The organism is Cytobacillus oceanisediminis 2691 (genome assembly GCF_007678455.1).
Classification (GTDB): domain Bacteria; phylum Bacillota; class Bacilli; order Bacillales; family Cytobacillaceae; genus Mesobacillus; species Mesobacillus oceanisediminis_A.
Genome location: NZ_VEEP01000363.1, coordinates 1 through 242 on the forward strand (window position 1 = coordinate 1; position 242 = coordinate 242).

Below are 242 nucleotides of genomic sequence, written 5' to 3' on the forward strand. Positions count from 1 at the left end.
TGGAGGATTGGTTGGCGGGTTAATGACATGGGGGGGAATCGTGCTCGTGGTGCTGGGTTTTGATATAAAGAGGGTGAAGGGAATGTTGGGTGTCGATTATATTAAAGTGATGGGGGTGGGAGTGATGTTTGGAATGGGAAGTGGAGGAGGAGGTTTATTTTTGAATAAGCGATTGCTGAGGCATGCGTATAGTTATGTTTATTTGCGGGTGTTGGGGAAAAGATCTCTGGATAGGGGGGTAT

At 46.7% G+C, this 242-nt stretch carries 1 pseudogene; it reads left to right on the forward strand.

The features are described from left to right. Window positions 1-49: 49 nt before the first annotated feature. Window positions 50-242, forward strand: a pseudogene (locus FS736_RS23930) (Na(+)/H(+) antiporter subunit B); the annotation flags it as partial.